17 protein-coding genes are annotated in these 14897 nt (G+C 70.9%); 12 read left to right on the top strand and 5 right to left on the bottom strand.

The annotated features are described in order from the left end of the window. Nucleotides 1–177: 177 nt before the first annotated feature. Complete coding sequence (locus tag OPU67_RS11820; protein WP_267619741.1) at nt 178–942, top strand: TlyA family RNA methyltransferase; 765 nt, start codon at nt 178–180, stop codon at nt 940–942. A 92-nt stretch (nt 943–1034) separates the two neighbouring features. Here the strand turns inward: OPU67_RS11820 and OPU67_RS11825 are convergent, their stop codons facing one another. Continuing rightward, a complete protein-coding gene (locus OPU67_RS11825; protein ID WP_267619742.1) occupies nt 1035–1256 on the bottom strand; it encodes a hypothetical protein in 222 nt (73 codons plus the stop codon). A 302-nt stretch (nt 1257–1558) separates the two neighbouring features. On the opposite strand from OPU67_RS11825, the gene OPU67_RS11830 reads away from it, so the two are divergent. The 5 genes from OPU67_RS11830 to OPU67_RS11850 all read left to right on the top strand — a co-directional run bounded on the left by OPU67_RS11830 (nt 1559) and on the right by OPU67_RS11850 (nt 5321). After that, nucleotides 1559–2107, top strand: coding sequence for a TspO/MBR family protein (locus OPU67_RS11830; RefSeq protein ID WP_267619743.1), 549 nt, complete (start codon nt 1559–1561; stop codon nt 2105–2107). Nucleotides 2108–2277: 170 nt separating this feature from the next. Beyond that, a complete protein-coding gene (locus tag OPU67_RS11835; RefSeq protein ID WP_267619744.1) occupies nt 2278–2526 on the top strand; it encodes an accessory factor UbiK family protein in 249 nt (82 codons plus the stop codon). A gap of 18 nt (nt 2527–2544) precedes the next feature. Further along, nucleotides 2545–3147, top strand: coding sequence for a DNA repair protein RecO (gene recO, locus OPU67_RS11840; protein ID WP_267619745.1), 603 nt, complete (start codon nt 2545–2547; stop codon nt 3145–3147). A 13-nt stretch (nt 3148–3160) separates the two neighbouring features. Then, a complete protein-coding gene (gene leuB / locus OPU67_RS11845; RefSeq protein WP_267619746.1) occupies nt 3161–4219 on the top strand; it encodes a 3-isopropylmalate dehydrogenase in 1059 nt (352 codons plus the stop codon). A gap of 7 nt (nt 4220–4226) precedes the next feature. Then, a complete protein-coding gene (locus tag OPU67_RS11850; protein WP_267619747.1) occupies nt 4227–5321 on the top strand; it encodes a glycosyltransferase in 1095 nt (364 codons plus the stop codon). Nucleotides 5322–5373: 52 nt separating this feature from the next. Here the strand turns inward: OPU67_RS11850 and OPU67_RS11855 are convergent, their stop codons facing one another. Further along, the gene (locus tag OPU67_RS11855) at nt 5374–6711 is read right to left on the bottom strand and encodes a phospholipid carrier-dependent glycosyltransferase (protein ID WP_267619748.1); all 1338 of its coding nucleotides are present in this window, start codon (nt 6709–6711) and stop codon (nt 5374–5376) included. A 151-nt stretch (nt 6712–6862) separates the two neighbouring features. Beyond that, nucleotides 6863–7273, bottom strand: coding sequence for a hypothetical protein (locus tag OPU67_RS11860; protein WP_267619749.1), 411 nt, complete (start codon nt 7271–7273; stop codon nt 6863–6865). A 103-nt stretch (nt 7274–7376) separates the two neighbouring features. On the opposite strand from OPU67_RS11860, the gene OPU67_RS11865 reads away from it, so the two are divergent. From OPU67_RS11865 to OPU67_RS11880, 4 genes are all read left to right on the top strand, one after another. After that, entirely contained in the window at nt 7377–7913 is a 537-nt protein-coding gene (locus tag OPU67_RS11865) for a TetR/AcrR family transcriptional regulator (protein ID WP_267619750.1), read from the top strand. Between the two features lie 10 nt (nt 7914–7923). Next, a complete protein-coding gene (locus OPU67_RS11870) occupies nt 7924–9141 on the top strand; it encodes a trans-sulfuration enzyme family protein (protein WP_267619751.1) in 1218 nt (405 codons plus the stop codon). 12 nt (nt 9142–9153) lie between these two features. Next, nucleotides 9154–9774: a 2-hydroxychromene-2-carboxylate isomerase gene (locus OPU67_RS11875; RefSeq protein ID WP_267619752.1), complete on the top strand. Its 621-nt coding sequence runs from the start codon at nt 9154–9156 to the stop codon at nt 9772–9774. A gap of 119 nt (nt 9775–9893) precedes the next feature. Beyond that, nucleotides 9894–11639, top strand: a complete 1746-nt coding sequence (locus tag OPU67_RS11880; protein WP_267619753.1) for a methyl-accepting chemotaxis protein — start codon at nt 9894–9896, stop codon at nt 11637–11639. A gap of 26 nt (nt 11640–11665) precedes the next feature. Here OPU67_RS11880 and OPU67_RS11885 read toward each other — a convergent pair whose 3' ends face one another. Next, on the bottom strand, nt 11666–12388 hold the full coding sequence (locus OPU67_RS11885; protein WP_267619754.1) for a M15 family metallopeptidase: 723 nt from the start codon (nt 12386–12388) through the stop codon (nt 11666–11668). A 240-nt stretch (nt 12389–12628) separates the two neighbouring features. Here OPU67_RS11885 and apaG point away from each other — a divergent pair, with 240 nt between their 5' ends. Both apaG and OPU67_RS11895 read left to right on the top strand, forming a co-directional pair. Beyond that, entirely contained in the window at nt 12629–13042 is a 414-nt protein-coding gene (gene apaG, locus OPU67_RS11890; protein ID WP_267619755.1) for a Co2+/Mg2+ efflux protein ApaG, read from the top strand. A gap of 59 nt (nt 13043–13101) precedes the next feature. Continuing rightward, on the top strand, nt 13102–13905 hold the full coding sequence (locus OPU67_RS11895; protein ID WP_267619756.1) for a LysR family transcriptional regulator: 804 nt from the start codon (nt 13102–13104) through the stop codon (nt 13903–13905). Here OPU67_RS11895 and OPU67_RS11900 read toward each other — a convergent pair. After that, entirely contained in the window at nt 13882–14772 is an 891-nt protein-coding gene (locus OPU67_RS11900) for a hypothetical protein (RefSeq protein ID WP_267619757.1), read from the bottom strand. The genes OPU67_RS11895 and OPU67_RS11900 overlap by 24 nt on opposite strands. Between the last annotated feature and the right edge of the window lie 125 nt (nt 14773–14897).

Consider the following 14897-nt stretch of genomic DNA (forward strand, 5'->3'; position numbering starts at 1 on the left):
GGCGCGGGTCGCTGCGCCGCGGACGGCGCGGCGGGCGGCGCCTGGACCGAGGGGGAGCAGGCGGCAAGCGCGAGGGTGGCGGCGGTCAGGGCTGCGGCGGCGGGGGCGCGGGGCGGAGCGGCTTTCATGGGCGCACATTGCGCGCTAGGGCCCATGCCTGTCCACCCCGGAACGCCCATGCCCGATCACACCCCTCGCGCCCCCAAGGCCAAGAAGCGCCGCGTCGACCAGCTGCTCACCGAGCGCGGCCTCGCCGAAAGCCGCGCGCGGGCGCAGGCGCTGGTGATGGCGGGCCTCGTCTTCGCCGGGGACACCAAGATCGACAAGCCCGGCCAGCAGATCGCCGAGGATGCCGCGATCGAGGTGCGCGGGCGCGATCATCCCTGGGTGAGCCGGGGCGGGATCAAGCTCGCCCATGCCATCGACCATTTCGGCCTCGACCCGGCGGGCGCGGTGGCGATGGATATCGGCTCCTCCACCGGCGGCTTCACCGATGTGCTGCTGACGAGGGGCGCCGCGCACGTCTTCGCGGTCGACAGCGGCACCAACCAGCTCGCCTGGAAGCTGCGCGAGGACCCGCGCGTGACGGTTCTGGAACAGCTTTCCGCGCGGCTGCTGACCCGCGAGCACATCACGCAAGCCTGCAATTGGGTGGTGTGCGATGCGAGCTTCATCGGCCTGGCCAAGGTGCTCGAGGTGCCGCTTGCGCTGGCGGCGGAGCGGTGCCGGCTGGTCGCGCTCATCAAGCCGCAGTTCGAGGTGGGTCGCGAGGAGGTCGGCAAGGGCGGGGTGGTGCGCGATTCCCGCCTGCACGCGCGGGTCTGCGACGAGGTGCGCGGCTGGCTCGAAACGGCGGGCTGGGAGGTCGACGGGATCACGACCAGCCCGATCACCGGGCCGCAGGGCAATGTCGAGTTTCTGATCTCGGCCCGGCGTGGCTGAGGGCAAAGAAAAACCGGCGGCCACCCGAAGGTCGCCGCCGGTATTCTGATACCTGGCGTCCCGCAATTGCGGGAACCGGCAAGCCGAAAGGCTTACTGGGCAGCCGGGGTTTCGGTCGCAGCCGGGGTTTCGGCGGCCATCGCGTCGGCAGCCGGGGTTTCGACGGCCATGGCGTCGGCGGCCGGGGTTTCGACAGCCATCGGCTCTTCAGCGGTCATGGTGTCGGCGGCGGTGTTGGCGTCTTCGGCCGGCTTCGAGCAGGCGGCGGTGGCGAGAGCGAGGCCGGCGACGGCGACGAGAGCGATCTTCTTCATGGCTTAGGTTCCCTTTGACCCTCGCGGGCCGATGATGAGCACACAGCGCGTTCTTCGATCTTCCTGCCGGCAACGCGCTTCGAATCACGGCAGGAATGTGGCAGCCTCTAGCAGACGGATTCGCCGCCTCACAGAGGAAATGTGACGACCTGCCCCATTTTTACCACATTTTTGCCGCGATCGCCGCAAACCGGGCGAAGTGCGGGATGGAACGCGCGCCGGAATGGGGCAGGGGCCGCTGGCCGGTTGGCGCGGCGTCGCGGCTCTGATATCGCGGGTGTTCCTCGTCTGGCGGAGACCCGATGAACACCCTTGCATCCCCTGCCCAATTGCGGGCGAGCTTCCTGCGCTGGGCGCTGTTCATGGTGCCGACGATCCTGCTCGTGGGCTTTGCCGCAGGGCAATTGGGCGGGCCGGACACGCCGTGGTTCGCCGCGCTGGCCAAGCCCGCGATCTACCCGCCGCCGATGCTGTTCGGGATCGTGTGGAGCGTCCTGTTCGTGCTGATCGGCCTGTCGCTAGCGACGGTGGCGAGCGCCTGGGGCGCGCCGGGGCGCGGGCTCGCGCTGATCGCCTTTGCGGTCCACTTCATCGTCACGCAGAGCTGGACCCTGGTGTTCTTCGGGTTGCAGGACATGTTCTCAGGGCTGCTGGTGCTCGGCTTCGGCATCGCCTCGCTGCTGGTGGTGCTGGCGTTCTTCTTCCGCGTCCGGCGCGCGGCGGCGCTGCTGCTGCTGCCCTATTTCGCCTGGCTGTGCTTTGCGGGGCTGCTGAACTACCGGTTCATCGCCGAAAACCCCGACGGCGGCCCGCGCGGCGCGAGCGGCGCCGAGACGCGCATCGAGCTTTAGGGCAGCCGAGCACGATTGTGGCTCAGGCCCCGCGGCGCGGCCGTGTGGCATTACACGGATGGCGCAGCATGTCCGCAAGGCCGAACGGCCGCCCGCAGCGACGCGCCCGCAGGGCGTGTGAGCGAGGATTGATGCTTGCCCTTCCGGGCAAGCATCTCCAAATAACCCGCATGCAAAGCCAGAACCCGATCATCGCCGACCTCGTCAAGCTTGCCAACAGCGCCGCCGGAACCATGGCGGGCATGACCCGCGAGGCGCGCGAAAGCGCGCGCGAACGGATGCGCGAGGCCTTCGGCGGCATCGACTTCGTCAGCCGCGAGGAGTTCGAGACGGTCAAGGCCATGGCGCAGAAGGCGCGCGAACAGGCAGATGCCCTCGAAGCGCGCCTCGCCGCGCTGGAAGCCAAGTCCGGCCAGTAAGCCGCTGCGGCGCGGGCCATGACCTCGCGCGCCTCCGCGATCATCCTTGCCCAGCGCCCGCAGGGCGAGACCGGGGCGATGGTGCGGCTGCTCACCCCCGACCAGGGCCTCGTCGCCGCCTATGTCGCCGGCGGGCGGGGCCGACAGATGCGCGCGGCGATGGTGCCGGGGAACCGCGTGGCGGCGGAGTTCACGATCCGGCCCGGCAGTCAGCTGCCCTTCGCCCGGCTGGAGCTCGAACGTTCGCTCGGCGCGCTCATCACCGAGCCCCTGCCGGCGGCCGCGATCCAGTGGGCCTGCGCGCTCGCCGCCGCCGCCCTGCCCGAGCGCCAGCCTTACCCTGCGCTCCACGCAGCGCTCGGCGGGCTGCTCGATGCAATCGCGCTCGCCCCCTCGGCGCGCGGCTGGGTGAGCGGGCTTGCCGCCTACGAGACATTGCTGCTGTCGCAGCTCGGATATGGCGGCGGCGCACCCCCGCCGCCCGCGCCCGACTGGGCCGGGCAGATGGCGCAGCTCGAGACCCTCGGCCGGCGCATCGCGCACTACCTGCTTGCAGGCCCCAAGAGCGATGTTATGGGCGCCCGGACGCTGCTGACCGAGCGGCTCCAGCGCATGGAATGAGGGCGAGACACCCATGAAGATTGCCATCCTGCCCGGCGACGGCATCGGCCCGGAGGTCACCGCCGAGGCGGTCGCGGTGCTCGAGAGCCTCGGCCTGCCGGGGCTCGTGCTGTTCGAGGGCGACGTGGGCGGCATCGCCTATCGCCGCCACGGCGTGCCCCTGCCGGACGAAACGCTGGCGATGGCGCGCGAGGCCGATGCGATCCTGTTCGGCGCGGTGGGCGATCCTGCCTGCGACGCGCTGGAGCGGCACCTCAGGCCCGAGCAGGCGATCCTCGGCCTGCGCAAGCACCTCGGCCTCTTCGCCAACCTGCGCCCGGCGCGGGTGTTTGCCGGGCTCGAGCATCTCTCGCCGCTGCGCGCGGACATCGCCCGCAGCCTCGACCTCGTGATCGTGCGCGAGCTGACCGGGGACGTCTATTTCGGCGCCAAGGGCCAGCGCGTGACCGACGCGGGCGAGCGTGAGGGGTGGGACGCGATGGCCTATGCGGAAGGCGAGGTGCGCCGCATCGCCCACGTCGCCTTCCGCGCCGCCGAGGCGTCCGGGCTCCCGCTCACCAGCGTCGACAAGGCCAACGTGCTCGAGACCAGCCAGCTGTGGCGCGACGTGGTGATCGAGACCGCCGCCGAGTATCCGCAGGTCGTGCTCGACCATATGTATGTCGACAATGCCGCGATGCAGCTGGTCAGCCATCCGGATCGGTTCGGCGTGGTCCTGACCGGCAACCTGTTTGGTGATATCCTGTCGGATCTGGCAAGCGCGGCAGTGGGCTCCATCGGCCTGCTCCCCTCGGCCTCGCTGGGTGAGCGGCGGACCGACCACGGCACCTTCGGCCTTTATGAACCCATCCACGGCTCCGCGCCCGATATCGCGGGGCAGGGCAAGGCCAACCCGATGGCGACGATTCTCTCGGCGGCTATGATGCTGCGCCACTCCTTCGGCCGCGAGGACGAGGCCGCGCGGATCGAGGCGGCGGTCGCCCGCACGCTCGCCGACGGCATCCTCGGCGGCGATCTGGGCGGAAGCCACGGCACGGCGGCGATCGGCGCAGGCGTGCGGGAACGGCTCTAGGCGCGCCATGCCCCTCGATCTGGCGATCATCCTCCCGACGCTCAACGAGCGCGACAACCTCGCCCCGCTGGTCGAGCGGATCGACCGCGCGATCGGCGATGCGGCGGCGTGGGAGGTCATCATCGTCGACGACGACAGCCGCGACGGCACGGCCGACGAGGCGCGCGCGCTGGCGCTCACCGATGCCCGCGTGCGGGTGATCCAGCGGATCGGGCGGCGAGGCCTTGCGAGCGCGGCGATCGAGGGCTTCTGCGCCACCGCCGCGCCCTATGTGGCGGTAATGGACGCCGACCATCAGCACGATCCGGCGCTCCTGCCGGGGATGCTGGCGGCGCTGAAAGAGGGCGAGGCCGAGATCTGCGTCGCCAGCCGCTTCGCCGAAGGGGCGAGCACCGCGCAATGGGCTGCGCCCGAACGCGAGAAGCTCTCGACCTACGCCAATGCGCTGGCGCGCCGGATCACGGGCGTCGAGCTCACCGATCCGATGAGCGGCTATTTCATGCTCCCCGCCGCCACCGCGCGCGCGCTGGTGCCGCGCCTGTCGGGGATCGGCTTCAAGATCCTGCTCGACCTGCTGGCCACCGCCGATGCGCCGATGCGGGTCAAGGAATTCCCCCTCGATTTCGCCGCCCGCCGCGAAGGAGAAAGCAAGCTGGACCGCGCCATCCTGTTCGATTTCCTCGCCGGGCTTTACGACAAGACGCTGGGCAAGGTGATCCCGACCCGCTTCGCCCTGTTCGGCACCGTCGGCGCGCTCGGCGTGGTGGTGCACTTCGCGGTGCTCTCGGCCCTGCTGTTCGCCTTCGGGGAACGCTTCTCCATCGCCCAGACGGGGGCGGTGCTGGTGGCGATGAGCTTCAACTTCTGGCTCAACAACTGGCTGACCTACCGCGACAAGCGCCTCACCGGCGCGCTGGCGCTGCTGCGCGGCTGGCTGGGCTTCATCGCAACCTGTGCGGTCGGGGCCTTCGCCAATGTGGCGATTGCCACCTTCCTCGAAGGGCAGGGCATCCACTGGGCGCTGGCGGCGCTCGCGGGGATCGTGGTGGGATCGGTGTGGAACTACGCTCTGTCGAGCCGCTTCGTGTGGGGGCGGTTTTGAGGACACTTCGTCATTGCGAGCGAAGCGAAGCAATGACGAGGGGGATGATGCTCTACCGCCACCCGTCGAGCCACATCCAGGTCTCGTAGCTCTGCGCGCCCTTCAGCGGGTAGGCGGAGAGGATCGGGTAGAACCATGCGAACACCGCCGCCGACGCGAGCGGGATTATCCAGCCGAGCCAGCGCGTGCGCGGCCCGGCGCGGGCGAGATCGCTGCACGCCAGCGCCAGCGCCGCAAGGAGGAAGATGCTGGGCGTGAAGTAGTGGTAGTAGAACTGCGTCGGCTTGGGCGCGACCACCCACAGGCCGAGCGCCGCCGCGTAGCCGAGCGCCGCTGCGAGCCGGGCCCGGTCCCGCACCCATGCCCCGCGCACCAGGCACCACAATGCCGCCGGCAACCCGATCAGCATGGTCAGCGGGTTGCCGATCAGCAGCACCCCGCGCTGGGCCCCGTCGACAGGCTCGTAGAGATACCAGATTCCGCGCGTGTTCAGCACCCAGTCGGGCCAGGTGCTCATGTAGCGGTGCGGGGTCTTGAGACCGCTCTGGAGCCGGAGCATCTCGCCGTGGAGCCCGACGAGGCCCTCTTCGGCCAGCGGTGAGGGGTGGAGCGGCGCGGCCAGCCAGTAGCCGGGGATGAAGGTGGCGGCATAGACGGCGAGCGGCACGATCCCCAGCCACACGAAAGCCTCCACCAGCGTGATCCCCGGCACCGGCGCGCCGCGGCGGCTGAGCAGGAGGCGCCGCCTTCCGGCCAGCGCGCGGGCGATGAAGAAGGTGATCCCCGGCAGCACCGCGAGCGGGATCGCGTTCCACTTCGCGCCCATTGCCACGCCCAGCGCCGCTCCCGTCAGCGCCAGCCGGCGGCGGCCCTGTTCGGGCTGCGCGACGGCGGCGGCGAACTGCCAGGCGGCGACCATCAGGGCGGCAACCATCACCATGTCGAGCATCGCGATGCGCGCGTGGACGAACAGCGGGAAGCCCGTTGCCAGCAGCACGGCGAAGGCCAAGGTGGCGAAGCGTTCGTGGCTCGCGTGCCACATCGCGCGGGCTGCGGCGAAGAAGGCGATCACGCCGGACAGCCAGGGCACGATCCGCCAGCCGAGCGGATTGTCGCCGAGGGCCAGCATGGCAAGCGCGATCAGCTCCTTGGCGAGCGGCGGGTGCTCGCGGTTGCGGAACATTCCCGCGCCTGTCTCGAAGAGCTTCACCCACTCGCGCGCGGCCGGGATGTAGTGGACCTCGTCGAAATAGAGGGTCGAGGGGGTGGCGAGCCGCCATCCGGCGAGCGCCGCGAACAGCCCGGTGAGCGCGAGGGTCCAGCCCAGCGGATCGCGCAAGGCGCGGGGCGGGACGGCGGCGGGAAGGGGGGACGCGTGCGCCTCGGCCATGGCGGGGCCGCGCTTAGGCAGCCCCGCCATCGAGGGCAAGCATCTGTTTGTTCCGCACGCCATCCGGCGTGCGAAATCCTTGCTCATGCGACCTGAAGGTCGCGTCGCTGCGGGCGGCCGTTCGGCTTGGCGGCGCCTTGGGCGCCGAGTTTCATGCCCGTTGCGGCGCGCCTTGCGCCTGTTCGAGCCAGAACAGCCGTGCGACCATGGCGAGCAGGCCGATGCTGGCGGTGGCAAGGACGAACAGCGTCCAGGGCAGGGCGTTCATCCCCGCCGCCCGGGCCCGCGGCAGGACGAAGAAGAAGGCAACGCCGAGCGAGAACAGCAGGTCCCACCACACCTGCACGCCCCACAGGTTGGTGGTGTGGTTGACGATCACCGGCCAGACGCCTTCGGTGGCGATGGTCACCGCGGTGAAGGCGGCAAAGCCGGCGGACAGCGCGCCGGCGACCAGCGCGCTGCCGGCTGCCAAGGGCCGCAGCAGGATCGACAGGATCGCGGCGACGCCGAACACGAGGCCGCCGGCGGCAAGGGCGATGAACGGGGCGGAAGGATCGGGCATGGGGGTGTCCTCTCTGAGGTGTGTAGCGAATGCTACGCCGGCTTGTAGCCGCATGGCGCGCCCGCTACAAGGCCGCATGGCAAGCGCTGCAAGAAAACCTCCCATGTCCAAGGAGAGCCTGCTGCCGCTGCTGATGGCCCACGTGCTCGAACATGGCATGGGGCAGGCGAGCCTCAGGCCGCTCGCCAAGGCGGCGGGCACCTCGGACCGGATGCTGATCTATCACTTCGGCACCAAGGAAGGGCTGCTGAAGGACCTCCTCGGGCACATCGCCGGGACCTATGCGCTGTTGCTTGACGCGGCGATCGCCGGGAGCGCGCCGCCGGCAACCCGATCGGAGCTGCTCGCCCGGATCCTTGCGCAGTTCGGCGATCCGGCGATGGAGCCGTTCATGCGGCTGTGGTGGGAGATCGTCGGCGGATCGGCGCGCGGGTCACCCGGCTTTCGCGCGGCGGCGCAGGCGATGGTGGACAAGCTTGTCGTCTGGCTCGAGGCGCAGATGCCCGCTGGCGATCCCGATCCGGCCGGGGGCGCGCGCTTCCTCCTCGCCGCGATCGAGGGGACCGCGATGCTCGCCGCGGTCGGGCATCTGGAGACCGCGCAGCAGGGCCTGCTTGCGGGCGGGCTTCTGCCATCCTAGAGGCGGGCCCATGAAGAAGACCACCGGCATGGACCGCGCCGCCACCGCCCATTGGCGCCCTGCCACCAAGGCGCTGCGCGGCGGCACCTGGCGCAGCGAGCACGGCGAGACCAGCGAGGCGCTGTTCCTCACCTCGGGCTACACCTACGACGACGCGGCGACCGTCGCCGCGCGCTTTGCGGGGGAGGCCGAGGGCATGACCTATTCGCGCCTCCAGAACCCGACCGTCGCGATGCTGGAGGAACGCATCGCGCTGATGGAGGGGGCCGAGGCCTGCCGCGCCCAGGCGAGCGGCATGGCGGCGATGACCACCGCGTTGCTGTGCCAGCTGTCCGCCGGCGACCACGTCGTCGCCGCGCGCGCGGCCTTCGGGAGCTGCCGCTGGCTGGTCGACACCCTGCTGCCCAAGTTCGGCATCGAAACCACGGTGATCGACAGCGCCGACAACGCCGCCTGGGAGGCTGCGATCCGGCCCAACACCAAGGTGTTCTTCTTCGAGACCCCGGCGAACCCCACGCTCGACATCGTCGACATGGCCCACGTCTGCGGCCTCGCCCGCGCGCACGCGATCACCACGGTGGTCGACAACGCCTTCGCCTCGCCCGCGCTGCAACGCCCGCTGGAGTTCGGCGCGGATGTCGTGGCCTACTCGGCGACCAAGCTGATGGACGGGCAGGGCCGGGTGCTCGCGGGCGCGGTGTGCGGATCGAAGCAGTGGATCGACGAGGTGCTGCTCCCCTTCCAGCGCAACACCGGGCCGAACATTGCCGCGTTCAACGCCTGGGTGGTGATGAAGGGGCTGGAGACGCTCCCCTTGCGCGCCATGAAGCAGTCCGAACAGGCCGTCGCGCTCGGCCGGTTCCTCGAGCCGCGCATAGACAAGGCAGGCGGGCGGATGCTCCACCCGGGCCTCCCGAGCCACCCGCGCCACAACCTTGCGAAAGCGCAGATGGATGCGACGGGGCCGATCTTCGCCTTCGACGTCGGCACCCGCGCCCGTGCCTTCGCGGTGCTCGACGCGCTCCGGCTCGTCGACATCTCGAACAATATCGGCGACGCGCGCAGCCTGATGTGCCACCCGGCCTCCACCACCCACGCCGGCATGAGCGAGGAGGCCCGCGCCGAGATGGGCGTGACCGAGGGTCTGCTGCGCATCAACGTGGGGCTCGAGGACATCCAGGATCTCACCGAGGACATGGACCAGGCGCTCGCCGCGGCGGGGATCTAGAGGGGAAAAGCCATGGGCAAGCGCGTTGAACTGGTCTTCGATTTCGTCAGCCCCAATGCCTACCTCGTCTGGTGGCCGCTGCGCGAAGTGTGCGACCGCCATGAGGCCGAGCTGGCGGTGATCCCCGCCTTCCTTGGCGGGATGCACAAGCTCACCGGCAACGCTCCGCCGATGATCCGCGACGCGGATGTGAAGGGCAAGAATGCCTACGCGATGCTCGAGATGAACCGCTTCATCGCCAAGCACGGGCTGACCAAATGGCGGATGCACCCGCAGTTCCCGTTCAACTCGATCCTGCTCCAGCGGATGCTGTTCGCCGCCGACCAGGACGGGCGGGCGGTGCAGTTCGCCCAAGGGCTGCTGCCCGCGATCTGGGAGGAGGGGCTCGACATCGCCTCGCCCGAGGCAATCGGCGCCGCGCTGACCGCCGCCGGGTTCGATGCCGCGGATCTCTTCGCCCGCGCGCAGACCGACGAGGTGAAGCAGGGCCTCGTCGCCAGCACCGATGCGGTGGTGGCGCGGGGCGCCTTCGGCATCCCGACGATGTGGGTCAAGGTCGACAACGGACCCGACGAGATGTTCTTCGGCAAGGAGCGCCTCGGCCAGATCGAGGACCTGCTCGCCGCCGGGTGAGCCTGTGGCCCCGGCGCTCTCCCGGGAAAACCCCTAGGCCGGCGGCAGGCAAGGCGCAACGCACCGGGCTTACCTCGAAGGGGCAGAAGGTAAGCGCAGACCCGGTCCGGAGAGCCCCGATGTCGATCCGCAAGCTCAGCCGCCAGGGCGCGGCTTTTCTCGGCGTCGTCCTCGCGCTTGCCACGCTGCTGTCCGCCTATGCCGTCAACACCGTCCGCTTCGGCGGCGAGATGCACCGCGTCAACCAGCAGCTCCACGAGTTCAACGCCGACATCCTGCCGCCGCCCGGCTACCTGATCGAAGCCTATCTCGAGGCGGCGCTGCTGGCACGCGACCCTGCAAGCGCGGCCGTGCGCGCGGAGCGGCTGGCCCAGCTTGAGAAAGATTTCGCCGCGCGCGCCGCCCACTGGGAAGCCTCGGACCTCGATCCCGCCTTGCGCCAGGCTTTCGCCGCCACCGCCGCGCGCGATGCGCCGGCCTTCTGGCGCGTGGTGAAGGACGATCTGCTCCCCGCCGCGCGCCGCGCCGATCGTGCGGCGATCGATCGTGCCACCGCCGAACTCGCGGTTATCTATGCCGCGCACCGCAAGGCGGTGGACGCGATGGTCGCGGGCGCCGCCGATCGCCAGGCCGTGCTGGTCGAGGAAGCCCGCTTCACCGTCGTGGCCACCGTCATCATGCTGGTGTTCGCCGTGCTGCTGATCGCTGCGAGCCTGTTCGCCGGGCTCCTGCAGCTGCGCAAGCGCGTGGTCTGGGCGCTCCACGACACCGCCTCGGTCATGGAGCGCATGGCCGCCGGGGACCTCGACGCGGGCGAGCGCGACGATCACGGCGACGACGAGATGGGCACCATGACCCGCGCGATAGAGATCTTCCGCGCCTCGGCCCGGGCCGAACAGGCGAGCGCGATCAAGCAGAAGCAGGTCGTCGATGCGCTCGGCGCGGCGTTGGAACGGCTTGCCGAGGGTGACCTGTCGCACCGCATCACCGCCGAGCTTGCCCCCGAATACGCGGCGCTGAAGGCCGGCTACAACACCTCCGCCGAGCGGCTCGCCGCGATGATCGCACAGCTGCGCGGCACCGCTGCCGGCGTGGCAAACGGATCGCGCGAGATCCATGCCGCCTCCGACGATCTTGCCGCGCGCAACGAACGCCAGTCGGCCAGCCTCGAGGAAGCGGCGGCCAGCATGAACCAGATCACCGCGCTGGTGTCCGAAAGCGCCACGCGGGCCGATCGGGTGCGCGCGGTCATGGACGGGGCCCAGGCCGAAGCCGGGAAGGGCGGTGCGGTCGTCGCCCGCGCAGTCGCGGCGATGGGCCGGATCGAGGCGAGCGCCGAGGAAATCCGCCAGATCATCGACGTGATCGACGGCATCGCCTTCCAGACCAACCTCCTCGCCTTGAACGCCGGGGTCGAAGCGGCGCGCGCGGGCCCTGCGGGCGCGGGCTTCGCGGTGGTCGCGAGCGAGGTGCGCGCGCTCGCCCAGCGCTCGGCCGACGCCGCACAGGGGATCAAGACGCTGATCCACACCAGCAGCGCCGAAGTCGGCGAGGGCGTGGCGCTGGTGGGCGAGACCGGCACCCTGCTGGGCGGGATCGTCGCGCGCCTCGGCGAGGTCGGCACGGGGATCGGCGAGATCGCCGATGCGGCCGCCGCGCAGGCGGCGAGCCTCGGCCAGATCAACACCGCGGTGCGCGAGATGGACCGCATGACCCAGCAGAACGCGGCGATGGTCGAGGAAGCCACCGCCGCCGCGCGCAGCCTCGCCGCCGAGGCCGGGGAACTCGCCGGGCTGGTCGCGCAGTTCCGGCTCGAGGGTGCCGGGCAGGTGATCAGTCACGATATCTGGCGCAATGCGGCCTGAGGCCTGAGCGGGCGGGGGCGAGGCCGTCAGCGGGCCGTCACATCCTCCAGCGGCACGTCCATCACGGGATAGCGCCGCCACTCGGCCCAGTCGTAGTGCCACCACTCGTTGGCGAGCGGCACGAAGCCCTCGGCGACCATCCAGCCCTCGAGCAGGTCGCGCAGGCGCAGCGCGTCTGCCGGGGCATCGGCGAAACTGCGGTAGGCGGCCGGGGTGAAGTCGTCATAGGGGCTGGGCATGGTGACTTCGACGCCGCTGCGGTGAAGCGAAAGGTCGACCGAGCACCCGCGATTGTGGCGCGATCCGGTGCGCGGGTCGGCCACGAACTCGCGGCTTTCGGGCGGGGTGGCGTCCCACATCGCCTTGGTGATCCGCCACGGGCGGTAGGCATCGAAGATCAGCAGGCCATAGCCCTCGGCCTCGGCGCGGGTCTGGACGCGGGAGAGCGCCTCGGCGACGGGCCGCTGCGCCACTGCCCGCGCAACCGGATAGAGCACCCGGCGCATGAAGTTGTCCGGCGTCGCGTAGCGGATGTCGAGCCTGAGGCGCGGATCGAAGCGCGCAAGGTCGACGAGATCGGGCGTGGCGGTGGCCTGCGGGTCGAGGGGCGGCCCGGACGGCGCGGGATCGGGACTGCCCAGCCGCGGCGCGCACCCGGCGAGCAGACCCGCGCCGAGCCCCGCCAGCGCGGCGCGGCGGGTGAGGGCGGCCGGGCCGGGGGCGATCTCCGCGTCGATCCGGGGCTGCATGGGTCCGCCTTCTCCTTCCCGTCATTCGGCGCCACCGCGCCGCGCGATGCGCGCCTGCGGCCCCGCGAGCCGTGCCGATCGGCACGCGCATCGCCTATGCCATCCGCCGCATTCCGGCAACGGGCCGGCAGGCGCGGGCCGCGCCTAGGGCATTATTCGTATGCCAGCCGGGATACGCTGGGCATTATGCGTGTTCATGGTCTTGTGACCCTGCAAAGAATCGCTAACTTCGGGGGCGACATGAAAGAATTCTTCCAGCACGCCGCCACCACCGACGGGGTCACCGTGAGGGTCGCCGTCAACTACCTGCCGGAGCAGTCGCACCCGGAGGCCGGCAAGTGGTTCTGGGTCTATCATATCCGCATCGAGAACGCCTCGCACGAGCCGATGCGCCTCATCACCCGTCACTGGCGCATCACCGACGGGCGCGGCATGGTCAACCATGTCGATGGCGAGGGCGTGGTCGGCGAACAGCCGCTGCTCCAGCCGGGGCAGAGCCACGACTATGTCTCGGGCTGCCCGCTGACGACGCCGTTCGGCTCGATGGAGGGCTTCTACACCTTCAAGCGCGCCGATGGTTCGCCGCAGGAAATCCGCATCCCCTTCTTCCCGCTCGCCGCGCCCGAGACCGCCGAGGGCCGCCCCTCCCGGTAAAGGCGCCGCGCTGACGCGGCGGCTTGCGATGAACCGCGCCCGCGCCTAACGCTCGCGGCGTGAAGCGCACGCACCTCCCCCTCAACGCCCTGCGCGTGTTCGACGCCGCCGCCCGGCACCTGTCCTTCACCCGCGCCGCGGACGAGCTCGCCGTGACCCCCGCCGCGGTCGGCCAGCAGATCCGCGCATTGGAGGACGTGCTCGGCGTCGTCCTGTTCCGCCGCACCTCCAAGGGTCTCGAACTCACGCCCGAGGGCGAGGCGGGCCTCGACCCCTTGCGCGAGGGGTTCCTCCGCTTCGAGGAGAGTGTTGCCGCGATGCAGGCCGGGCAGTCGTCGGACCGCTACACCATCGCCGTCCCGCGCGAGTTCTACGCCGAATGGCTCGCCCCGCGCCTTGCCGTGTTCCAGGCCGGCACGCCCAATGATTCAGGGGGGGGCGTCCAGTACATCCTCGCCCCCGACGAGCACGCCGATTTCACCGAGGCGAACCTCGATATCGCGATCCGGCTGGTCGACGGGCCGGGCGATCTCCAGGGCGTCCAGCTCGCCCCGGCGCTGAAGGTGACCGTCGCCGCGCCCGAGCACAGGAGCGCGTGGATCGACTGGCCGGGGATGACCATGCCCGATGGCATCAACCCGTGCATCCGGGCGGGCTCCCCCGGCCAGGCGCTCGCCTCGGCGCTGGCAGGGATGGGGCGCACGATCCTCCCCCACGCGCTCGCCGAGGCGGCCATCGCGCGCGGCGCGCTCGCGGCGCTCACCGAGCCCGAGCCTGCCCAGCGCGCCTACTGGCTCCTCGCCCCCGCGCCGCAGTGGCGCAGCAAGAAGGTGCGCGCGCTAGTGGCGTTCCTGTCGGCGTAGCACCGCGCGGCTGGCCGCAAGCGCGCGCTCCCGCGCTGCCGCCTCCGCCGCCCGCTCGCGCTCCCATGCCTCCTCGTCCTCGAGGGGGACGAGCGTCATCCCGAATTGCTGGCGGGTGACGTCCGGCCAGCGCCCCTCGGCCTTCAGCGCCTCGACGCGCGCGGCGTGGTCCGGCCCGGCGAGGTCGATGCCCAGCAGCGCCATCCGCCGCTCCCACATGTCCTCGAGCGCGCCGAACCACCGCCCGAACATGATGTCGAGGCTCCGGCGGGTCTGCTTGTCCTGCTCCGGGGTGCGCCGCTGCTCGGCGGCATAGGCGGCCGCGACCTTCTCGTAGAGCGGGTGCCCCGGCCCCACCTCCTTCTGCTGGTCGTAGCGGTGGGGGAGGCGGGTCTTGAGGAAGAACATCACCAGCGCCTCGTTGTGCCGCCGCTCGACGCCGACGACCTTGCCCGCGTGGAGGATCGGCTTCTCCTCGCCCTCGATGGCGCGGGCGAGCGCGCAGTCCTCGAGCCGGCTCACCCCCCGGTCGAGCGCCGCATCCCACGCCGCCCGAAAGCCCTCCGCCCCGGGCCGCTGGCGCAGCTTGTAGAGCGCCTCCATGCTCTTGCCGACATGGCGCGCGGCCTGCTGGACGATGCCCGTGGCGGCGAGCTGCGCGATGAAGGCGCGCTGCACGTCGGGCGTGATCGAGTTCGCCTTGGGCCGCACATGGGGCACCGGCATGAAGTCGAGCAGCGGATCATCGGGCGCGGGCGGCACGAGCTCGTAGGCGACCGAGGAGGTCGCCTGCCGCGGGATCTTGCGCTTGTTGCGAACGACGGTGGAGCGGGAGGGGCGGGGGGAGGGGGTGCGCGGCTGGGTCATGGCGCGGGAGGGTGACAGGTTTGCCGGGAGTAGGAAAACGATATCCCCCTCCCGTTCACGGGAGGGGTCGGGGGTGGGCGCGGAGCCACCAATGGCGCGCATTGCACCCCCGCTCTCCCCGAGCC

This window comes from Erythrobacter sp. WG (assembly GCF_026586795.1).
In the GTDB taxonomy this organism is placed as follows: Bacteria; Pseudomonadota; Alphaproteobacteria; order Sphingomonadales; family Sphingomonadaceae; genus Erythrobacter.

Excerpts from the sequence above, each read along its gene's own strand:
- OPU67_RS11820 (WP_267619741.1), top strand. The coding sequence starts at position 178 with ATGCCCGATCACACCCCTCGCGCCCCCAAGGCCAAGAAGCGCCGCGTC.
- OPU67_RS11825 (WP_267619742.1), bottom strand. The coding sequence starts at position 1,256 with ATGAAGAAGATCGCTCTCGTCGCCGTCGCCGGCCTCGCTCTCGCCACC.
- OPU67_RS11830 (WP_267619743.1), top strand. The coding sequence starts at position 1,559 with ATGAACACCCTTGCATCCCCTGCCCAATTGCGGGCGAGCTTCCTGCGC.
- OPU67_RS11835 (WP_267619744.1), top strand. The coding sequence starts at position 2,278 with ATGCAAAGCCAGAACCCGATCATCGCCGACCTCGTCAAGCTTGCCAAC.
- recO (WP_267619745.1), top strand. The coding sequence starts at position 2,545 with ATGACCTCGCGCGCCTCCGCGATCATCCTTGCCCAGCGCCCGCAGGGC.
- leuB (WP_267619746.1), top strand. The coding sequence starts at position 3,161 with ATGAAGATTGCCATCCTGCCCGGCGACGGCATCGGCCCGGAGGTCACC.
- OPU67_RS11850 (WP_267619747.1), top strand. The coding sequence starts at position 4,227 with ATGCCCCTCGATCTGGCGATCATCCTCCCGACGCTCAACGAGCGCGAC.
- OPU67_RS11855 (WP_267619748.1), bottom strand. The coding sequence starts at position 6,711 with ATGGCCGAGGCGCACGCGTCCCCCCTTCCCGCCGCCGTCCCGCCCCGC.
- OPU67_RS11860 (WP_267619749.1), bottom strand. The coding sequence starts at position 7,273 with ATGCCCGATCCTTCCGCCCCGTTCATCGCCCTTGCCGCCGGCGGCCTC.
- OPU67_RS11865 (WP_267619750.1), top strand. The coding sequence starts at position 7,377 with ATGTCCAAGGAGAGCCTGCTGCCGCTGCTGATGGCCCACGTGCTCGAA.
- OPU67_RS11870 (WP_267619751.1), top strand. The coding sequence starts at position 7,924 with ATGAAGAAGACCACCGGCATGGACCGCGCCGCCACCGCCCATTGGCGC.
- OPU67_RS11875 (WP_267619752.1), top strand. The coding sequence starts at position 9,154 with ATGGGCAAGCGCGTTGAACTGGTCTTCGATTTCGTCAGCCCCAATGCC.
- OPU67_RS11880 (WP_267619753.1), top strand. The coding sequence starts at position 9,894 with ATGTCGATCCGCAAGCTCAGCCGCCAGGGCGCGGCTTTTCTCGGCGTC.
- OPU67_RS11885 (WP_267619754.1), bottom strand. The coding sequence starts at position 12,388 with ATGCAGCCCCGGATCGACGCGGAGATCGCCCCCGGCCCGGCCGCCCTC.
- apaG (WP_267619755.1), top strand. The coding sequence starts at position 12,629 with ATGAAAGAATTCTTCCAGCACGCCGCCACCACCGACGGGGTCACCGTG.
- OPU67_RS11900 (WP_267619757.1), bottom strand. The coding sequence starts at position 14,772 with ATGACCCAGCCGCGCACCCCCTCCCCCCGCCCCTCCCGCTCCACCGTC.